Genomic DNA, 16,980 nt, shown 5'->3' on the forward strand with positions numbered 1-16,980 from the left:
CCTAAATAATATTTTATATACACATTATGAATGTCATGTTATTACCATGTGATTTTTCTTAACGTGCATAGATAAAAATCAATTAGAAACCACCATTCTATATCCGTCAAAAATATCTTTAACTTCTAAATTAATACATAAGAGGGCTAAACTAACGATCACAGTTGTAAGGAAAACAATAATAGCCAGTGCCGTCCTCTTGCATTCTATAAGTCTATTTATAATAGCAGGTATAAGAATAAATTCTGAACAAGACAATGTGCTAGCAGTTCTCGCACCTAGAATAGCAGTATCATTGAATGCAATATAGAAACAGATAGACAAAAAATAAGAAAATAAAAACACATTCAGTTTATCACTCAATCCAATCGCTCTTTTCACATATAAAAACAATGCGAAATAAAATATCATCCTTAAAAGAATTGGATTAAATAACGAAAGCGAATAATTGTAAGCATCCCACATTATATATTGGTATGTTTTCTGGACAACCCCAATATTTTGAGGTAAAAGTGCGAAAATTTGATGCCATGTGAAATAGAAAAAAAATGAAATCAGTATTCCAATGCAATAAATTGAATTTCTTTTTTGAGAAAAGAATCTGCTACCGTATAACAGAATGCCAACCAAACCCGAAGAGTGAGCCAAAAAAGAAAAACATAAAAACGCGGTAGCTTTTAAATTTTTTCTTTCGCTTAAATAACACAACATAACCAACAATAGTGCCGAAGATAAACCATTTCTAATCTGGGTCATTTCTTTATTTAGAAAGGCATGGCAAAAATATATTAATAAAGACAAAAAAGGAAGGCATGAGTACTTTATAAAACACCAGCGATACAAAGATAAAGACAACAAACTGAAAATTAGAAATAACAAATAGGGCTCACCACCAATCAAATTAACGAGTGATGCAATGAAATAAAATATAGGATCGCCATGAACATTTGATAAATCAGCGGATAGCACAGCCGGAAATGCTGGCACTTGCACCAACATATTCAAATATTCTGGATAGTCGTGATCAACACCCTCAGCCCTTAATCCACAAAAAATTATTAAAAAAAGAAAAACAAGAAAATAACCCAACCGAAAATATATACTACGTCCAATCTTGACAAATGATTGAGTGCCTGCATTCATTATCTTTAATGAAATTTCAAGGCAGCAAAATAAAACCAAAAATCCAGCCACAATATAAAAAAGCATACAATCACCGCGTAATATACTCTGCAAACAGAAAAAATCAGTTAGATATAAAACTCGAAAGAACCTTTCTGCAAATAACTGTATATTGTGTCATTTTTTATACGTTTAAATACAACATTCAAAATATTAAGATACGTGGTAGGGAATCTTATTAAAATTTTCAGCATACGTGCTCTTAGTTTCAAGCTGAAGCTACCATACTCGGCATAAATATTGAGAATACGTCGGGCATAGGAGTCAATTTTTTCGTTGTCATCTGTACCAATTTTATAATATGCGAGTTGAGCCAGTAATTTTTCAGGTGCAGGGAGAGAACTCATTACCGATCTTATTGCCTTTTTTCTAATTTTTGATGCAGAGATAACATCAGGAAGAAATAGTAAATTATACAGATTTGCAAAACGCCAACCTCCAGCACCATTTTTTTCTGGACTACCCCACTTCACGATGTTATCGCTACTTAAAAATATGGTTGCCCCGTGTTGTAATGCCGCAAATACGGGGACAAGATGCTGTGCATTAATATATGCCCCCCAAAATGCTAGCGTCAAATATGGTAAGACACTCTTAATTTTATAGATATTATTAGAGATCAATAAATGATTACTTATCCCTGACCCGATAGAGTCGATATACTCCTCAATATTATTACATAACGTATTTTCTCTAGAAGTGGAAAGCAAATCAGTCGAGAAATTATAAAAATCCGCATTATATTTTACAATTGTGGTTCTAATAATATCTAATGCATCTGCCACTATTTCATCATCATCACTGAGCAGCCATAGATATTCAGTGTCAGCATATTCGAAACATCTTATTATGTTAGCATTAGCACCAATATTAACTTTATTCTGACGAATAGCTATTCGATCATCATGAAAAGATTCAACAATAACTCTTAGCTCGTCTCCTGGTGTGGCATTATCTGAAATTATAACTCTGTCGTTTATCGATAATTGTGGCAGAAGCCTTCCCAGTTGTTTTTTTACTCTATCAACTCGGTTGTAAGTTGGAATGGCTATGGTTATTTCTATTCCGTTTTTATACACGACACACCTTTTTTAGCTTAAAATTACTCAGAACAATATTAGTTTTATTATTCATCAATTTCAATCAGGCAAAACATTCCGGTTGTGATACTGTCTAAATAAGATTAAAACCCACGGCAAAGTGACTACAACAAGTATGGCCAGATAGCTGCCAATCATGATAAATACACTGTGCTTAGACATAAAATATGCAAACACCGCCACCAAAACACCAGTAACTACTGAGTTCAATAGCAGTGGTTCTTCTTTGTGTGCACGCATATATGATGCTAAACAAAAAATTATATGATTAATAATATTTATAATGGCAATTGACACTACAGTATTAAAGCCTGAAATTCTATCAGCCAACGGTATCCCCATGCATATCATAACCTTAACCGACACTACGAACAGAAGAGATAACAAGGCATTAAAGGCAAGTGAACATATGAATATGTTTTTAAACAGTATATTTAACTCTACTCTATTGCCGCATGATATCAATCTAGACATCGACGGTATTTTTGCATTTACCCAGCTCATTGATAACGTTAGTATCGTGGAAAATATTGTAAGTAGAAGCCCCAACTTGCCAGCCTCAACAGCACCTTGATTTGAAAAAACCAATGGATTGAAAAGTTGAAATATAAAATAACCGCTTATCCAGCTAATGGCTATCCGCCACTGAAATGGAAATATTTCATGACGCCATGAAATACGAACATTATCTTTAACATCTTCTTTCCACATTTTAAATACGGGTGAAAAGAGTATATTGAATTTTACCTTAAGTATATAAATTAAACTAAATAGTGCTGCCATGCCAGAAATAACAGGAATAGCGTTTAATTTAAAATTAAAAAATAATAAAACAGTAAGACTGAGATAACCGGCAATTGATTGATATAGCCGCAAACGCGCAACACGACCAACAAGTCCCATTCCTTCCAACACCGACAAAAATGGACTAGCGAATATATTTAACGATGAGAAGAACACAATGCCGAGCCATGCATAATTCCAATCTGACTTATTCAATGAACCATTAGTATTGAAAAAGTGAAGACCAACATAATACACAGTAACAAAAAACAATAATGAAATAACGGCATACCATTTAACTAACATGGATATAAGCGAATAAACTCTACTGATGGAACTGTCTTTACCCTCTAACTTCTCATCAGTTATTTTTATATTTACCATCTCATGACTAATCATTTGAGTAATGACAAAGTTAAAGCCAAGCTCAAAAAATATCTGCATCCCAATAAGACTGGCAAAAGTGAAGTAATAACCTTGTTCAGGTGTCGATAAGAAGAAAGGGATAATCAACACAAGTAATGCGCCTGATACCGTCGACCATAATCTTAGTAAGAGGGTATTACCAATATCAAAATCGATACCGAGCTTTTGAGTCATTTTTTTAAAAAAAATTATCATTTATGCTTCACTGATTTATTAATCATTTAAATATTATAAGAACCAATAAGCGCATCAATTTCAAGTTGCACTGATTCTAATGATGTATAACGAGGCTCAAATCCAAACTTGGTAGCTGATTTATTTTTAGAGTAATAATTACTTTTAGATCCTGTTGCGTTTATTATATTTTTATCTTTTTCCTCGCGCCATTTGAGTTCATATCTCTGCTCACAAAAATTTAACAGCTCAAGTTTATCTACTGGGGTTTTAGAAAAACAATCAACCGCCATATTAACATGCTCTTCATAAGTCAAGATGGCTTCAATAAGCTGGTGAAAATCTTCGGGATGCAGATAATCTCTCACCATATGAGACGGCGATACTGTCAAAGTACTTTTGTTTTTAATCGCACTAACAATGTCTGTAATAAAAAAACCAGTATTCAGGCTTTGATAACGGCTAAATACGTTAAAAACTCGAATATCGACAATTTGTTTATCTTTATTCAGCCGATGATTTGCTTCCGCGTATAACTTGGCAATTGCATATGCATTATTTTCACTAAGTCCATTAATTGGTATTTGTGCCATGCTTTGTTCTGTAACAGGCTCAGAGAAAACAGATCCATATACGGCACCACTACTTAAAAACAAATATTTACAGTTTTGATGTAATGATAGATAGTTCATTACCATGTTGTCATATAGTTCTGTGACTTTCATTATTTCTGAACTATTTTCAACGATATTTATTGGTTTACCTTGACCAATAAAATTGATTATCGCATCGAAAGGTTTATCTTCATGACTAAAATCGGCAATGTCATAGGAATTATATGAGGAAGCCCAATTTATTTCCTTCATAAATCCAAAAACCTTTTCTGGCCGCCTGGAATATAGCGTCAAAAAATGAGTACTGTTAGTTTCAGCCCATTGCCTAAGTAAATCTTGAGCTATTTGACTGGTTGCACCTAATATGGCAATGTTCATCATTCAATCTTTCACCGGATACTGTTTATCAATTGGATTTCCAAATGCAAGTCTCGGGCGACACTCCCGAGCATCGCTCATCGAAACTTCAATAAGCATTGGCTTAGGATTTTTGATGAAATTACTAATGTAGCCCGTAAACTCGGTCAGATCGGCAGTGGCGAATGACTCAATATTATAAGCTTTACCAATACTGCTGAAGGATGAACTGTATCCGCTCCAGAAAGTCGAGTCATTGCGCCCATCAAAATACATTTCCTGGAATGCACGAACCATTCCTAACGATTGATTATTGAAGACAACTGTCAATACAGGAAGGCGCTCTCTGGCAATAATATCTAGCTCCTGAATATTCAATTGCGCACCACCATCACCGGTTAATATCACCGTTGGGCATTCAGCAGCGTAGGCAACGCCAACGGCCGTTGGGATAGCAAATCCCATAGCGCCAAGACCGCCAGAATGATGAATTGCTTGCTTTTCTCCCAGCAGTAAAGAATGAGCAACCCACATCTGGTTATTGCCTACATCTGCGACATAATGTACAGGTTTATTTTCAAACGCTTTGTTAAGGGTTTGACATATTTGGAATGGACTAATTGACCAATCTGTATATTCATCCTGGTAATTTTTCTTCCAGTGCGTATCCAGCTCAAGCCGCCATGCTTTTTTTTCTATGTGACTTTGCTCTTCTAAATATTGCAAATGTGCCACAAAAAAATCTTCGCAGGTTGAATTGACATTAATATCACCGATGACTCTGTTTCCTAACTGGGCTTCATCGAGATCAATTTGTATGATTTTAGCATTTCGTGCAAAATCAGCGGTATCAGCCCCCGTTTGTCTCACATCCATACGGCTGCCGAGCACAATGAGCAGATCGCAATTTTGTACGGCATAGTTGGCGGTTCGCGTACCGTAACTACCAATCATTCCATAGTAAGCAGGCCGTTGACGCGTTTTTTCACTTCCTTTCAGACTGCTTACGTGAGGTAGGTCAGACTCAGAGATAGTTTTTTGCCATGTGATGAAATGAGGCTCGTTAATTGCCCCGCCTCCAATAAGGAACATTGGCTTCTGAGCGCTGGAAAATAGCTTCAGTACTTCATAAAATACCTTCGTGTTATTATTTTTGGCATTTTTCTTTTCTTTTTTATCGGTCAAGTAATCAATAATATCGTCAGGTAATTCTGCTCGCTGCAGATCCATCGGGATGTCTATCAACACCGGTCCAGGGCGACCACTCTTAGCTGTGTCGATAGCCTGTTGTAGCACTGGAATGATTTCTTCTTTGCATGTTACTTGATGTGCAAACTTAGTAATGCTTTTAACAATACTAACAATATCCAGCTCCTGGAATCCCTGCTGGCGGATATTCCTTTCTAATTTTAGCTCATTAGTATTTACCTGACCCGTTATAAAAATGCATGGGCAACTATCGAGCCAGCAGTCTGCAATACCCGTAATAAGATTTGTTGCTCCAGGTCCACTCGTACCCAGCGCCAATCCTAATTTCTGATTGTTTGTAGCACGAGCGATACCGCCTGCTGCAAATGCTGCCGCTTGCTCATGGTGCAAAGAGATCATTTTGGTTTTGCCCAGAACATTAATACTATCGACAAGATGGGCAATCATTCCACCAATAAGCTCAAAGCCATAATCGACATGATTCGCACTAAGCACTTCAGCAATAGCATCAGAAGCTTTCATTATAACCTCAGAAATTAGGCGAACCAGAATGCCTCTGGTTCGTCATTTTTTAATTAAAAATTAGAAATTCAGACCAAAGAATTCTTCGAACTTGCTAACCACATAATCCAGGTGGTCGGTAGTCAGGCCTGGGTAGATACCAATCCAGAAGGTTTGGTTCATGATGCGGTCAGTGTTCGTCAGCTCACCCACAACGCGATATTTGACGTTTGCGAAGTAAGGCTGGCGAGTCAGGTTACCTGCAAACAGCAAACGGGTGCCGATTTTGGCTTCGTCCAGGAATTTCACCAGGTCAACACGGTTTACGCCGCTGGTTTCTTTCAGCGTAATAGGGAAACCGAACCATGATGGATCAGATTTCTCGGTTGCTTCCGGCAGCTCCAGGAACTCAGCACAAGACTGTAGCGCTTGCTTCAGATAAGCGAAGTTAGCCTTACGCTGTTCGACGAACTCTTCCACGCGCTCCAGCTGAGCCAGGCCACAGGCAGCCTGCATATCGGTGATTTTAAGGTTGTAACCCAGGTGAGAGTAGGTGTATTTGTGGTCGTAACCTTCCGGCAGAGAACCCAACTGTTGACCAAAACGCTTGCCACAGGTGTTATCGCAGCCTGGTGCACAGTAGCAGTCACGGCCCCAGTCACGGAAGGACTCAATCAGCTTCTTCAATTCACCGGATTTGGTAAACACAGCGCCACCTTCACCCATGGTGATGTGGTGAGCCGGGTAGAAACTCACGGTACCAATGTCACCGAAAGTGCCAACCATCTGACCATCATAGGTCGTACCCAGCGCGTCACAGCAGTCTTCAATCAGCCACAGATTGTATTTATCCGCAATGCGACGAACTTCGCTCAGGTTGAACGCGTTGCCGAGCGTGTGAGCAATCATGATTGCTTTTGATTTCTCGGTAACGGCAGCTTCAATCAGGGAAGCGTCGATGTTATAGGTTGGGATATCAACGTCAACAAATACAGGGATCAGGCCGTTCTGAATCGCAGGGTTAACGGTGGTTGGGAAACCGGCCGCCACGGTAATCACTTCATCGCCCGGTTTCAGGGCGCGATCGCCCAGTTTTGGCGACGTTAATGCGGTCAGTGCGAGTAAATTTGCAGAAGAACCGGAAGTGGTAGTTAAAACATGAGGGACACCAATAAATTCCCCCAGTTTCTTTTCGAAAGCATCGTTAAAACGGCCGGTCGTTAACCATCCGTCCAGGGAAGCCTCTACCATCAGCTGGAGTTCTTTGGCACCAATAACTTTACCTGATGGAGGCACCACGCTTGCACCTGCCACAAAAGGTTTTGGGCTCAGTGCCACATCTGCGTATTGGGCGACGAGTTGGGAGATTTGTTCCCGCAGGTTATTTGCTGTCATTGCTCAGATTCCTGTTACTTATTTCTTAACTAATAGTGGTGGTCATGTAGTCATGGATTTCGCGCTTTGAACAAGCCAGCATATCTTCGCCGTTTATCCATGCTTTATGCCATTTAACGATGCGACCAAGTGTTTCAACCAGCCCCCAACGAGGTTGCCAGCCTAATTGCATGTGTGCTTTCGAGCAATCCAGCTTCAGATAATGTGCCTCATGAGGATGGTTTTCACCATCCAGATGCCAGCTTGCACCCTCCCCCCAAAGCCCGACCATCTTATAGACGATAAACTCGACGGTTTTTGCATCTTCTTCACGTGGACCAAAATTCCACCCTTCGGAGAACTTCGCACCATCGGAATATAAATGCTGAGCCACGACAAGATAGCCCGACAGCGGCTCAAGAACATGCTGCCATGGGCGGATAGAGTGCGGGTTACGAATAACAACCTGCTGGTTATTTTCAAAAGAACGCAAAATATCAGGAATTAAACGATCTTTTGCCCAATCACCGCCGCCAATCACGTTACCCGCTCTGACCGAAGCCAGGCCGACGCCGTGTTTATCATAATCTGCCGGGTTAAAGAATGAGCTACGGAACGCGGAGGCAACCAGCTCGGCGCAGCCTTTGCTGTTCGAGTAAGGGTCATATCCGCCCATCGCTTCATTTTCACGATAGCCCCAAACCCACTCGCGATTCTCATAGCATTTATCGCTAGTGATATTAACCACGGCCTTGACTCCCCCAACCTGTTTCACCGCTTCGAGCAGATGAACGGTGCCCATCACATTGGTCGAATAGGTTTCAATCGGTTGTTCGTAAGAGAGACGGACCAGCGGCTGAGCCGCCATATGGAAAATGATTTCGGGCTTAAACGCCGCAATAGATCCACGTAGCTTTTCAAAATCACGGATGTCGCCAATTTCTGACTCCATGAAGTCATCAAGATGTGCGATTTCAAAAAGGCTTGGGTCTGTAGGCGCCGCTAGCGAGTAGCCTTTTACCTCTGCGCCCATTTCAGTCAGCCATAGTGAAAGCCAGCTTCCTTTAAAACCTGTGTGGCCGGTAACGAAGACTCGCTTCCCCTGCCAAAAGTTTTGATTAATCATTCAACTATTCCCAGGTTTTCCACGGAGCTTTACCTTTTTCCCACAGGCCTTCCAGGTAAGTCTTATCACGCAGCGTATCCATTGGCTGCCAGAAGCCGGTGTGTTCATAGGCCATCAGTTCACCCTGTTTTGCCAGGGCCATCAAAGGCTCCTGCTCCCAGGTCGTTGCATCGTTGTCGATGAGATCGATGACGGAAGGATTCAGAACAAAGAAGCCGCCGTTGATCATCGCGCCGTCACCTTTCGGTTTTTCCTGGAACGAACGAACCTGACCCGCGTTAATATCCAACGCGCCAAAACGACCCGGTGGGAAGGTTGCCGTTAACGTGGCTTTTTTACCGTGCGACTTATGGAAATCAATAGTCGCTTTGATATCCAGATCGGCGACACCGTCTCCATAGGTGAACAGGAAAGCCTCATCATCTTTTACATACTCTGCAACGCGTTTCAGACGGCCACCGGTCATTGAAGCATCGCCGGTATCTACTAAAGTGACGTTCCATGGTTCAACACGCTTGTGGTGAACTTCCATGCGGTTTTCTGCCATATGGAATGTGACATCGGACATGTGCAGGAAGTAGTTCGCAAAATATTCTTTAATCACATAGCCTTTATAACCACAGCAGATAATGAAATCTTTAATACCGTGGGCGGAATACATTTTCATAATGTGCCAGAGAATTGGCTTGCCACCGATTTCAACCATCGGTTTTGGCTTTACAATTGTCTCTTCACTTAATCTGGTTCCAAGTCCACCAGCCAGAATCACCGCTTTCATGTCTTGCCCTCAATTTTATTTCGATGCGGTAAAGGCATCAGAATAGAAGTTCTCTACGGAGAGATGTTTAGTCATAAAGTCCTTTTTACTGGCATCGATCATGACAGGCGACCCGCATGCATAAATGTCGAAGGACTCAAGGGAATCAAAATCATCCATTACGGCGTGATGGACAAATCCTTTACGCCCGTTCCAGTTTGCATCTTCGCCTGAAACCACTGGAACAAAATGAATGTTGTCGTGCTGTTCACACCATTGCTGTGGCAGCGGTGAATAGAAGTCATTTCCCTGCGGCATGCCCCAGTAGATATGAATCTCGCGCGTACTGTTATTCCGCACAAGATGTTCAACCATTGATTTTACCGGTGCAAACCCAGTACCACCGGCCAGGAAAATAAGCGGCCGCTCATTCTCTCTGATAAAGAACGTCCCGCAAGGCCCTTCAATTCGCATCAGCGTATTTTCTTGCAGATCGCTGAAAATAAGCGTGCTCATTTGGCCATTGGGTACATTTCTGATATGAAGCTCAACGCCGTCGGCCTCATTGCTATTAGCAATTGAATAGCTACGTGTCACGCCTTTATATTGCAAATTAATATACTGCCCAGGCAGGAAACCCATTTTTGCAGTAGGCGGCATGCGCAGCTTCAGGCTGATAACATCTGCAGAAACCAGTTCGGCGCTATTCACTTTGCAAGGAACGATTTTCTTTACTTGCCCAGCCAGTTCCGGGAAGTAGTGCGCCTTAAGCTCCAAAGCTGTTTTGGGCTTACAGCAGCAAGTCAGTATTTTTTCCCCGTGGCCGAATACTCTGCCACTGGTATCGATAGCCTCCCCGGCAAGCAGGTCAGATTCGCAAATACCACAATCGCCGTTTTTACAGCTGTGCTCAAGGTGAATACCTGCTGAAAGCGCCGCATCGAGAATCGATTCATCCTCTTTGCCAGGAAACTCAATGTTTGAGGGAAATATTTTTATAATGTGAGACACGTTTTTTACTCTGATAATGAAGCTTGCTGTAACACTGGCGCTACAGCATCTTTTGCTGACAATTCTGGTGGTTGAGAGATTGGCCAATCGATACCAATACTCTCGTCATTCCACAGAATGCTTCCTTCAGCGGAAGGGGCATAGTATTGAGTTGCTTTATATAAAAATTCAGCGGTATCACTCAGCGTGACAAAACCATGCGCAAAGCCTTCGGGGATCCACAGCTGGCGTTTATTTTCCGCAGATAGATGAACGCCAACCCACTGACCAAACGTTGCTGAGCCTTGACGAATATCAACCGCAACGTCAAATACTTCGCCGGCAGTGCAGCGGACTAATTTACCCTGCGCGTGTTCGCCTTTTTGGAAATGCAAACCTCTCAGAACACCTTTACGGGACTTCGAATGATTATCCTGCACGAAAGCCACCTGGCGCCCAACAGCTTCTTCGAAAATACGCTGACTAAAACTTTCAAAAAAGAAACCGCGATCATCACCGAACACTTTAGGTTCAAAGATCAGAACTTCTGGTATTGCCGTTTTTATTACGTTCATGACTTATAAACCTTTGACCATCTTCAGGAGATATTTGCCGTAGTCATTTTTAGACAGGGGTTCAGCCAGTTTCCTGACCTGCTGGGCGTCAATAAACCCTTTACGGAAGGCGATCTCTTCCGGGCAGGCGACTTTGAGCCCCTGGCGGACTTCAATAGTCTGGATAAAATTACTGGCCTCAATCAGGCTCTGGTGAGTACCGGTATCAAGCCATGCATATCCGCGCCCCATCATAGCAACAGAGAGTGTCTCTTGCTCCATATACAGCCGGTTAATGTCGGTAATCTCGAGTTCACCGCGCGGGGATGGCTTCAGTTTTCTTGCCATTTCTATTACTTTATTGTCGTAGAAATATAATCCCGTTACCGCATAGTTACTTTTAGGCTCCAACGGTTTCTCTTCAAGCGATACGGCCTTACCACTTTTATCAAATTCCACCACACCGTAACGTTCCGGGTCATTAACATGGTAGGCAAAGACAGTGGCACCAGATTTCTTGACAGTTGCATTTTCCAGCTGCTTTTGCAGGTCGTGCCCGTAGAAAATGTTGTCGCCCAGCACTAATGCACAATCACTCTTGCCAATAAACTCTTCTCCGATAATAAAGGCCTGTGCCAGCCCGTCAGGACTTGGCTGCACTTTATATTGCAGGTTGAGCCCCCACTGCTTGCCATCACCTAACAATTGTTCAAAGCGTGGCGTATCCTGCGGCGTACTGATAATTAAGATGTCTCGAATACCCGCCAGCATTAGCGTACTGAGGGGATAGTAGATCATCGGTTTATCGTAAATAGGTAACAGCTGCTTGCTCACTGCCATAGTTACCGGATAAAGACGAGTGCCGGAACCCCCGGCCAGAATGATGCCTTTGCGTGAAATCATGTTCATTTCTCTACTCATGTGTTTCACCCATCCCAGGTCAAACACGTTACTGAAAAACTATGCGTTTGCCGTAAACAACTCTGTCAGCATGCGTTTTACTCCGAGATCCCAAGCTGGCAGTACCAAACCAAATATCTGTTGGAACCGGGCATTGTCCAATCGAGAGTTTGACGGTCGGCGCGCGGGTGTTGGGTAAGAAGATGTTGGCAAAGGGTTCGTTTTCGTGACAGCCAAATCAACACCTGCTTTTTTAGCTTCAGCAAAAACTAATTGGGCATAGTCGTACCAGGTTGTCGAGCCGGAAGCAACCAGATGATATAGACCTGCGACATCAGGTTTTTTTAACGCAATTCGAATGGCGTGAGCCGTGCAATCTGCCAGCAATTCGGCACCAGTTGGGGCACCTGTTTGATCGTTGATAATAGAAAGTTCTTTACGATCTTTTGCCAGGCGCAGCATGGTCTTCGCGAAATTGTTGCCTTTAGCGGCATAAACCCAGCTGGTTCTGAAAATCAGATGATTAGGGCAATGTGTCTGTAACGCTATTTCACCCTCACGCTTGGTCTTACCGTAGACATTCAGCGGTGCCGTCTCATCGGTTTCTTTCCAGGGTGTTTCACCGTCACCGGGAAAAACATAATCGGTCGAGTAATGGACAACCCATGCACCAATTTTTGCAGCCTCTTTAGCAATAGCTTCAACGCTTATTGCGTTCAACAGTCGTGCTAATTCGGGTTCTGATTCTGCTTTATCAACGGCCGTGTGGGCTGCAGCATTGACGATGACATCTGGTTTAATACGGCGTACGGTTTCAGCGATACCTTCAGGGTTGCTGAAATCGCCGCAGAACTTTTCTGAACGAACATCCAGTGCGGTAACTTTGCCTAACGGCGCCAGTGCGCGCTGCAGTTCCCAGCCGACCTGCCCTGTTTTACCGAAGAGTAGAATATTCATTCGCGCTCACCGTAGTTCTCTTCGATCCAGCTCTTGTAGGCGCCGCTTTTCACATTCCCCACCCACTGCTGGTTATCTAAATACCACTGCACCGTTTTACGAATACCCGACTCAAACGTTTCCTGCGGCTTCCAGCTCAGTTCGTGAGAAATTTTTTCAGCATCAATTGCATACCGGCGATCGTGCCCAGGCCGGTCAGCAACATAAGTAATTTGTTCACGGTATGAGCCAGACTTTGGCACGATTTCATCCAGCAGGTCACAGATGGTGTGTACGACTTCCAGATTTTGCTTCTCATTGTGCCCGCCGATATTGTAGGTTTCGCCAATTTTCCCCTGAGTCACCACGGTATAGAGCGCGCGGGCATGGTCTTCAACATAAAGCCAGTCGCGAATCTGATCGCCTTTGCCGTATATTGGCAAAGGCTTTCCGTCGAGCGCATTAAGAATAACCAGCGGGATCAGTTTCTCAGGGAAATGGAACGGACCATAATTATTTGAGCAGTTGGTGACAACCGTCGGTAGACCATAGGTACGCAGCCAGGCGCGAACCAGATGGTCGCTGGAGGCTTTAGAAGCAGAATATGGGCTGCTTGGCGCATAGGCAGTCGTTTCAGTAAACAGAGGTAATGCCTCGCCCTGCCCTGCTTCATCGGGGTGAGGCAGATCGCCGTAAACTTCATCGGTGGAAATATGATGGAAACGGAAAGCAGATTTTTTCTCGCCGCTCAGTTCAGACCAATATCGACGTGCAGCTTCCAGCAGGACATAAGTGCCAATAATGTTTGTTTCAACAAATGCCGCCGGGCCGGTAATAGAGCGATCTACATGGCTTTCAGCTGCCAAATGCATGACGGCATCAGGCTGATGTTCATGGAAAATGCGGTCGATGGCGGCTGCATCGCAGATATCTGCCTGAACAAAGTGATAACGCTGATTCGCGGCGATGTCTGCTAAGGACTCCAAATTACCGGCGTAGGTCAATTTATCTACGTTAACTACGCTATCCTGGGTGTTATTTATGATGTGGCGGACAACGGCTGAGCCGATAAAACCCGCACCGCCGGTAACAAGAATTTTCACTTGAGCAGTCTCTCTATAATTTTAGCATTACACTTCTATAACGCCCTGAAATGTAATATATCTCATGGCTGTGCTTATCACATATGGTATGGCTATAGACCATGCTACCGCCCCTGGCTCAACAGCTACCAGTGCACTGCAAACATGGGCAATCGCGTACCTTCCGGTACTGCGTGTCAGAAATCGCCACGATTTTATATTTCACACAGCGATTCTCAAGGAAAAATTTGGTCTATACAGAACGACCAAAAAAATGATAACCCTATGAAAATCTTAAACTTCATTGTTTATTTATAAAGCAAAAACGGCGGCTCAACGTTCAAAGCCAGCCTAAGACTGAACGCCATGCCACCGTTTACCCCGCTCTCCTCCATGACAGCGACTTAAAACAGAACTTATGCCTTAGCTAGCAGCTTCTGAATGCTTTCGCGAAACTTCTGGCCTTCCTTGTGGTTGCGCAGCCCGTACTGGACGAACGCCTGCATATAGCCCATTTTCTTACCACAGTCGTAGCTCTCGCCGGTCATCTGCGTCACTTCAACCGGCTGAGTTTCATTCAATACCGCGATGGCATCCGTGAGCTGAATACGTCCCCATGCACCCGGTTCTGTTTTTTCCAGCAACGGCCAAATATCAGCCGAAAGGACATAACGTCCAACGGCTGCAAGATCGGAGTCCAGCGTTTGCGGCTGGTCAGGTTTTTCAACAAACTCGACCATACGGCTCACCTGCCCTTCATTCTGCAGCGGTTCTTTCGTGGTGATTACAGAATATGCCGCCAGATCTTCATTTGGCATGTGCTTAGCAAGAACCTGAGTTCGCCCCGTTTCATTGAAGCGAGCCACCATGGCAGCCAGGTTATAGCGCAGCGGGTCGGCACTAGCACCATCAAGCACAACATCCGGCAGTACCACAACAAAAGGATTGTTACCCACGATAGGCTGCGCGCAAAGTATAGAGTGCCCCAGCCCAAGCGGTTGGGCCTGACGAACGTTCATGATGGTGACGCCTGGCGGGCAAATAGACTGGACTTCGGCCAGCAGCTGACGCTTAACGCGCTGCTCAAGCAGGGCTTCCAGCTCGTATGAGGTGTCGAAGTGGTTTTCAACAGCATTCTTGGAAGAGTGGGTTACCAGCACGATTTCTTTGATACCAGCGGCAACAATTTCGTCGACAATGTACTGGATCATCGGCTTATCAACGATAGGCAGCATCTCTTTAGGAATCGCCTTAGTGGCAGGCAGCATATGCATGCCCAAACCGGCTACCGGGATAACTGCTTTTAAATTAGTCATTCTTAGTCCCACCTCTAAATGGTTGGAAGATTATAGTCTTTTCGTGCTCTGATGCCAGCATGAATTTATTAAACGAATGATTCATGCTAGCGCCATAGAAGTGTCAACGAAATATGTCAATGCCGCTATTTCAGCCTTCGTTGACTCAGAATTGTCGTAAAAGGGGTTGCATTATTATTTACTTACTTTTGAGAGCGTAAAATTAAGATTCTCACCGTTGACGTGCAGCTGATCGATCCGGTCTATGTCTACCGAGCTTTGCCCCCTTTCATTTACTGCGTGAATATTCGCCAGCGACAGCAGCGTGCCGTCTTTGGCCATGAACTTGCCGCGCACATCCTTGCGGAGGTCGAAGTTCAGCTTCAGGGCTGGTCCTGCCGTAGAAAGCTGCATTACGTTGATATTTCGCATGAAAAGGTGCTGAGGTTTGTTATGAAACTCAAGCGAGGCGCGCTTGAGTGTGATGTTATTCAGTGCCACAAAGGAGGTTGCGTTCCCGGATGAGATCTGAATGCCGCGCAGAGGGCTACTCAGTTCGCTATTATCGAGTTTAATATCGCTTAACTTAAAGTTTTGCGGAATAGACAGGTAATTTCCCTTAATGACGCCATAACCAATCAGCATCCCGGCGCTGTTAACCATATCCACATCGTCAATGACAAAGTTATCGCAGCCATATATTGCCACGGTTGCGTTATCAATCCCTGCCGTGCGGCTAAAGCTCGGATTAATATTGCGCGCCTTTACGTTACGTATAAGGAAATGCTTCCCATTCTCAACATGGACTAATTGCCGGCAGTTGCTGCCGGTAATGTTGGCCACAACGAAGTTTTTTACCGCCTGATCTTCGGGATAATTATTGTCATATGTGCTGCCCGCCAGCCCAATACCTATTCCCCAGTTAATCTTTCCATTAGTACAGTTAATGTTGTCAATAACGTGGTCGGAAATCAGCAGGTCGTGGTCGTTGATCGCCACATTCCACTCAATGGCATCCCCTTGCAGATGGCTGAAGTGGCCGTTGGTGATACGCACATTCTCCATCCGGTTGTGAAACCCCTGCCGCAGGATGGCGTAGTTGGCATCATGTACCGTGATGTTGTCGATAGTCAGATTGCGCATAGTCCGGTTATCTTTCCCGCCAATGTAAATCTGCGCCACATTGACAAACCCGCTCATATCTATGCCCTTGATCGTACAGTCGGATCCCCTCACATCCAGCGTGATGTTGTTAAATCGCCCTTTTCCCTCCCCGACTATCTGGCAGCTATCCTGCAGTACAAATCGCCCTTTGCCATTCCCTTTCAGCCCACCAGCCACATGAAGCGTTTTCCCCTGCGGCATAAAAATGGCGGTATTCATGCTGTCACAGACAACGTCTGCCGGGACTTCAACCACATCCGCTGCGGCAAACGCCTTGTTAAACGCGGCGATCCAATCGGTCTGGTAGAAATCTTTGATGTTTACCTGTGTTCCCCGGCCAATGGCGTTTACCGTACCGGGAATAAGGGATGTCGCCGCTAACGCAGAGCCTGCGGCGAGCAGTTTGCGGCGAGACGCAGAGAAAGGAAGATGCTTCAGTGAATTGCTTTTCGACAT

The 16,980-nt window shown here is 43.9% G+C and carries 15 protein-coding genes; all 15 read right to left on the reverse strand.

The genetic code is table 11. The annotated features are described in order from the left end of the window. Window positions 1–78: 78 nt before the first annotated feature. The 15 genes from WFN87_RS01095 to wcaM all read right to left on the reverse strand — a co-directional run bounded on the left by WFN87_RS01095 (window position 79) and on the right by wcaM (window position 16,980). Window positions 79–1,209, reverse strand: a complete 1,131-nt coding sequence (locus WFN87_RS01095) for an EpsG family protein (protein WP_336981499.1) — start codon at window positions 1,207–1,209, stop codon at window positions 79–81. 41 nt (window positions 1,210–1,250) lie between these two features. Further along, window positions 1,251–2,261, reverse strand: coding sequence for a glycosyltransferase family 2 protein (locus WFN87_RS01100; RefSeq protein WP_336981501.1), 1,011 nt, complete (start codon window positions 2,259–2,261; stop codon window positions 1,251–1,253). Window positions 2,262–2,321: 60 nt separating this feature from the next. Beyond that, a complete protein-coding gene (locus WFN87_RS01105; protein WP_336981503.1) occupies window positions 2,322–3,686 on the reverse strand; it encodes a hypothetical protein in 1,365 nt (454 codons plus the stop codon). Window positions 3,687–3,712: 26 nt separating this feature from the next. Then, the gene (locus WFN87_RS01110; protein ID WP_336981506.1) at window positions 3,713–4,660 is read right to left on the reverse strand and encodes an SDR family oxidoreductase; all 948 of its coding nucleotides are present in this window, start codon (window positions 4,658–4,660) and stop codon (window positions 3,713–3,715) included. Continuing rightward, on the reverse strand, window positions 4,661–6,367 hold the full coding sequence (locus WFN87_RS01115) for a thiamine pyrophosphate-binding protein (protein ID WP_336981508.1): 1,707 nt from the start codon (window positions 6,365–6,367) through the stop codon (window positions 4,661–4,663). It abuts the gene before it with no gap. 60 nt (window positions 6,368–6,427) lie between these two features. After that, window positions 6,428–7,741: a lipopolysaccharide biosynthesis protein RfbH gene (gene rfbH, locus WFN87_RS01120; RefSeq protein WP_311888956.1), complete on the reverse strand. Its 1,314-nt coding sequence runs from the start codon at window positions 7,739–7,741 to the stop codon at window positions 6,428–6,430. 25 nt (window positions 7,742–7,766) lie between these two features. Continuing rightward, window positions 7,767–8,846, reverse strand: a complete 1,080-nt coding sequence (rfbG, locus tag WFN87_RS01125) for a CDP-glucose 4,6-dehydratase (RefSeq protein ID WP_336981513.1) — start codon at window positions 8,844–8,846, stop codon at window positions 7,767–7,769. A 4-nt stretch (window positions 8,847–8,850) separates the two neighbouring features. Next, complete coding sequence (gene rfbF / locus WFN87_RS01130; RefSeq protein WP_038481303.1) at window positions 8,851–9,624, reverse strand: glucose-1-phosphate cytidylyltransferase; 774 nt, start codon at window positions 9,622–9,624, stop codon at window positions 8,851–8,853. A gap of 15 nt (window positions 9,625–9,639) precedes the next feature. Then, on the reverse strand, window positions 9,640–10,614 hold the full coding sequence (locus WFN87_RS01135) for a CDP-6-deoxy-delta-3,4-glucoseen reductase (protein ID WP_311888954.1): 975 nt from the start codon (window positions 10,612–10,614) through the stop codon (window positions 9,640–9,642). A 5-nt stretch (window positions 10,615–10,619) separates the two neighbouring features. After that, entirely contained in the window at window positions 10,620–11,168 is a 549-nt protein-coding gene (gene rfbC / locus WFN87_RS01140) for a dTDP-4-dehydrorhamnose 3,5-epimerase (RefSeq protein ID WP_311888953.1), read from the reverse strand. Between the two features lie 3 nt (window positions 11,169–11,171). Further along, a complete protein-coding gene (gene rfbA, locus WFN87_RS01145; RefSeq protein WP_336981723.1) occupies window positions 11,172–12,050 on the reverse strand; it encodes a glucose-1-phosphate thymidylyltransferase RfbA in 879 nt (292 codons plus the stop codon). 57 nt (window positions 12,051–12,107) lie between these two features. Next, entirely contained in the window at window positions 12,108–13,004 is an 897-nt protein-coding gene (rfbD, locus tag WFN87_RS01150) for a dTDP-4-dehydrorhamnose reductase (RefSeq protein WP_336981518.1), read from the reverse strand. Further along, on the reverse strand, window positions 13,001–14,086 hold the full coding sequence (rfbB, locus tag WFN87_RS01155; RefSeq protein ID WP_336981520.1) for a dTDP-glucose 4,6-dehydratase: 1,086 nt from the start codon (window positions 14,084–14,086) through the stop codon (window positions 13,001–13,003). Before rfbB ends, rfbD begins: the two co-directional genes overlap by 4 nt. A 395-nt stretch (window positions 14,087–14,481) precedes the next feature. Further along, a complete protein-coding gene (galF, locus tag WFN87_RS01160; RefSeq protein ID WP_336981521.1) occupies window positions 14,482–15,381 on the reverse strand; it encodes a UTP--glucose-1-phosphate uridylyltransferase GalF in 900 nt (299 codons plus the stop codon). 174 nt (window positions 15,382–15,555) lie between these two features. Further along, a complete protein-coding gene (gene wcaM / locus WFN87_RS01165; protein WP_336981523.1) occupies window positions 15,556–16,980 on the reverse strand; it encodes a colanic acid biosynthesis protein WcaM in 1,425 nt (474 codons plus the stop codon).

Source organism: Cedecea sp. AS113 (assembly GCF_037152415.1).
Taxonomy (GTDB): Bacteria; Pseudomonadota; Gammaproteobacteria; order Enterobacterales; family Enterobacteriaceae; genus Cedecea.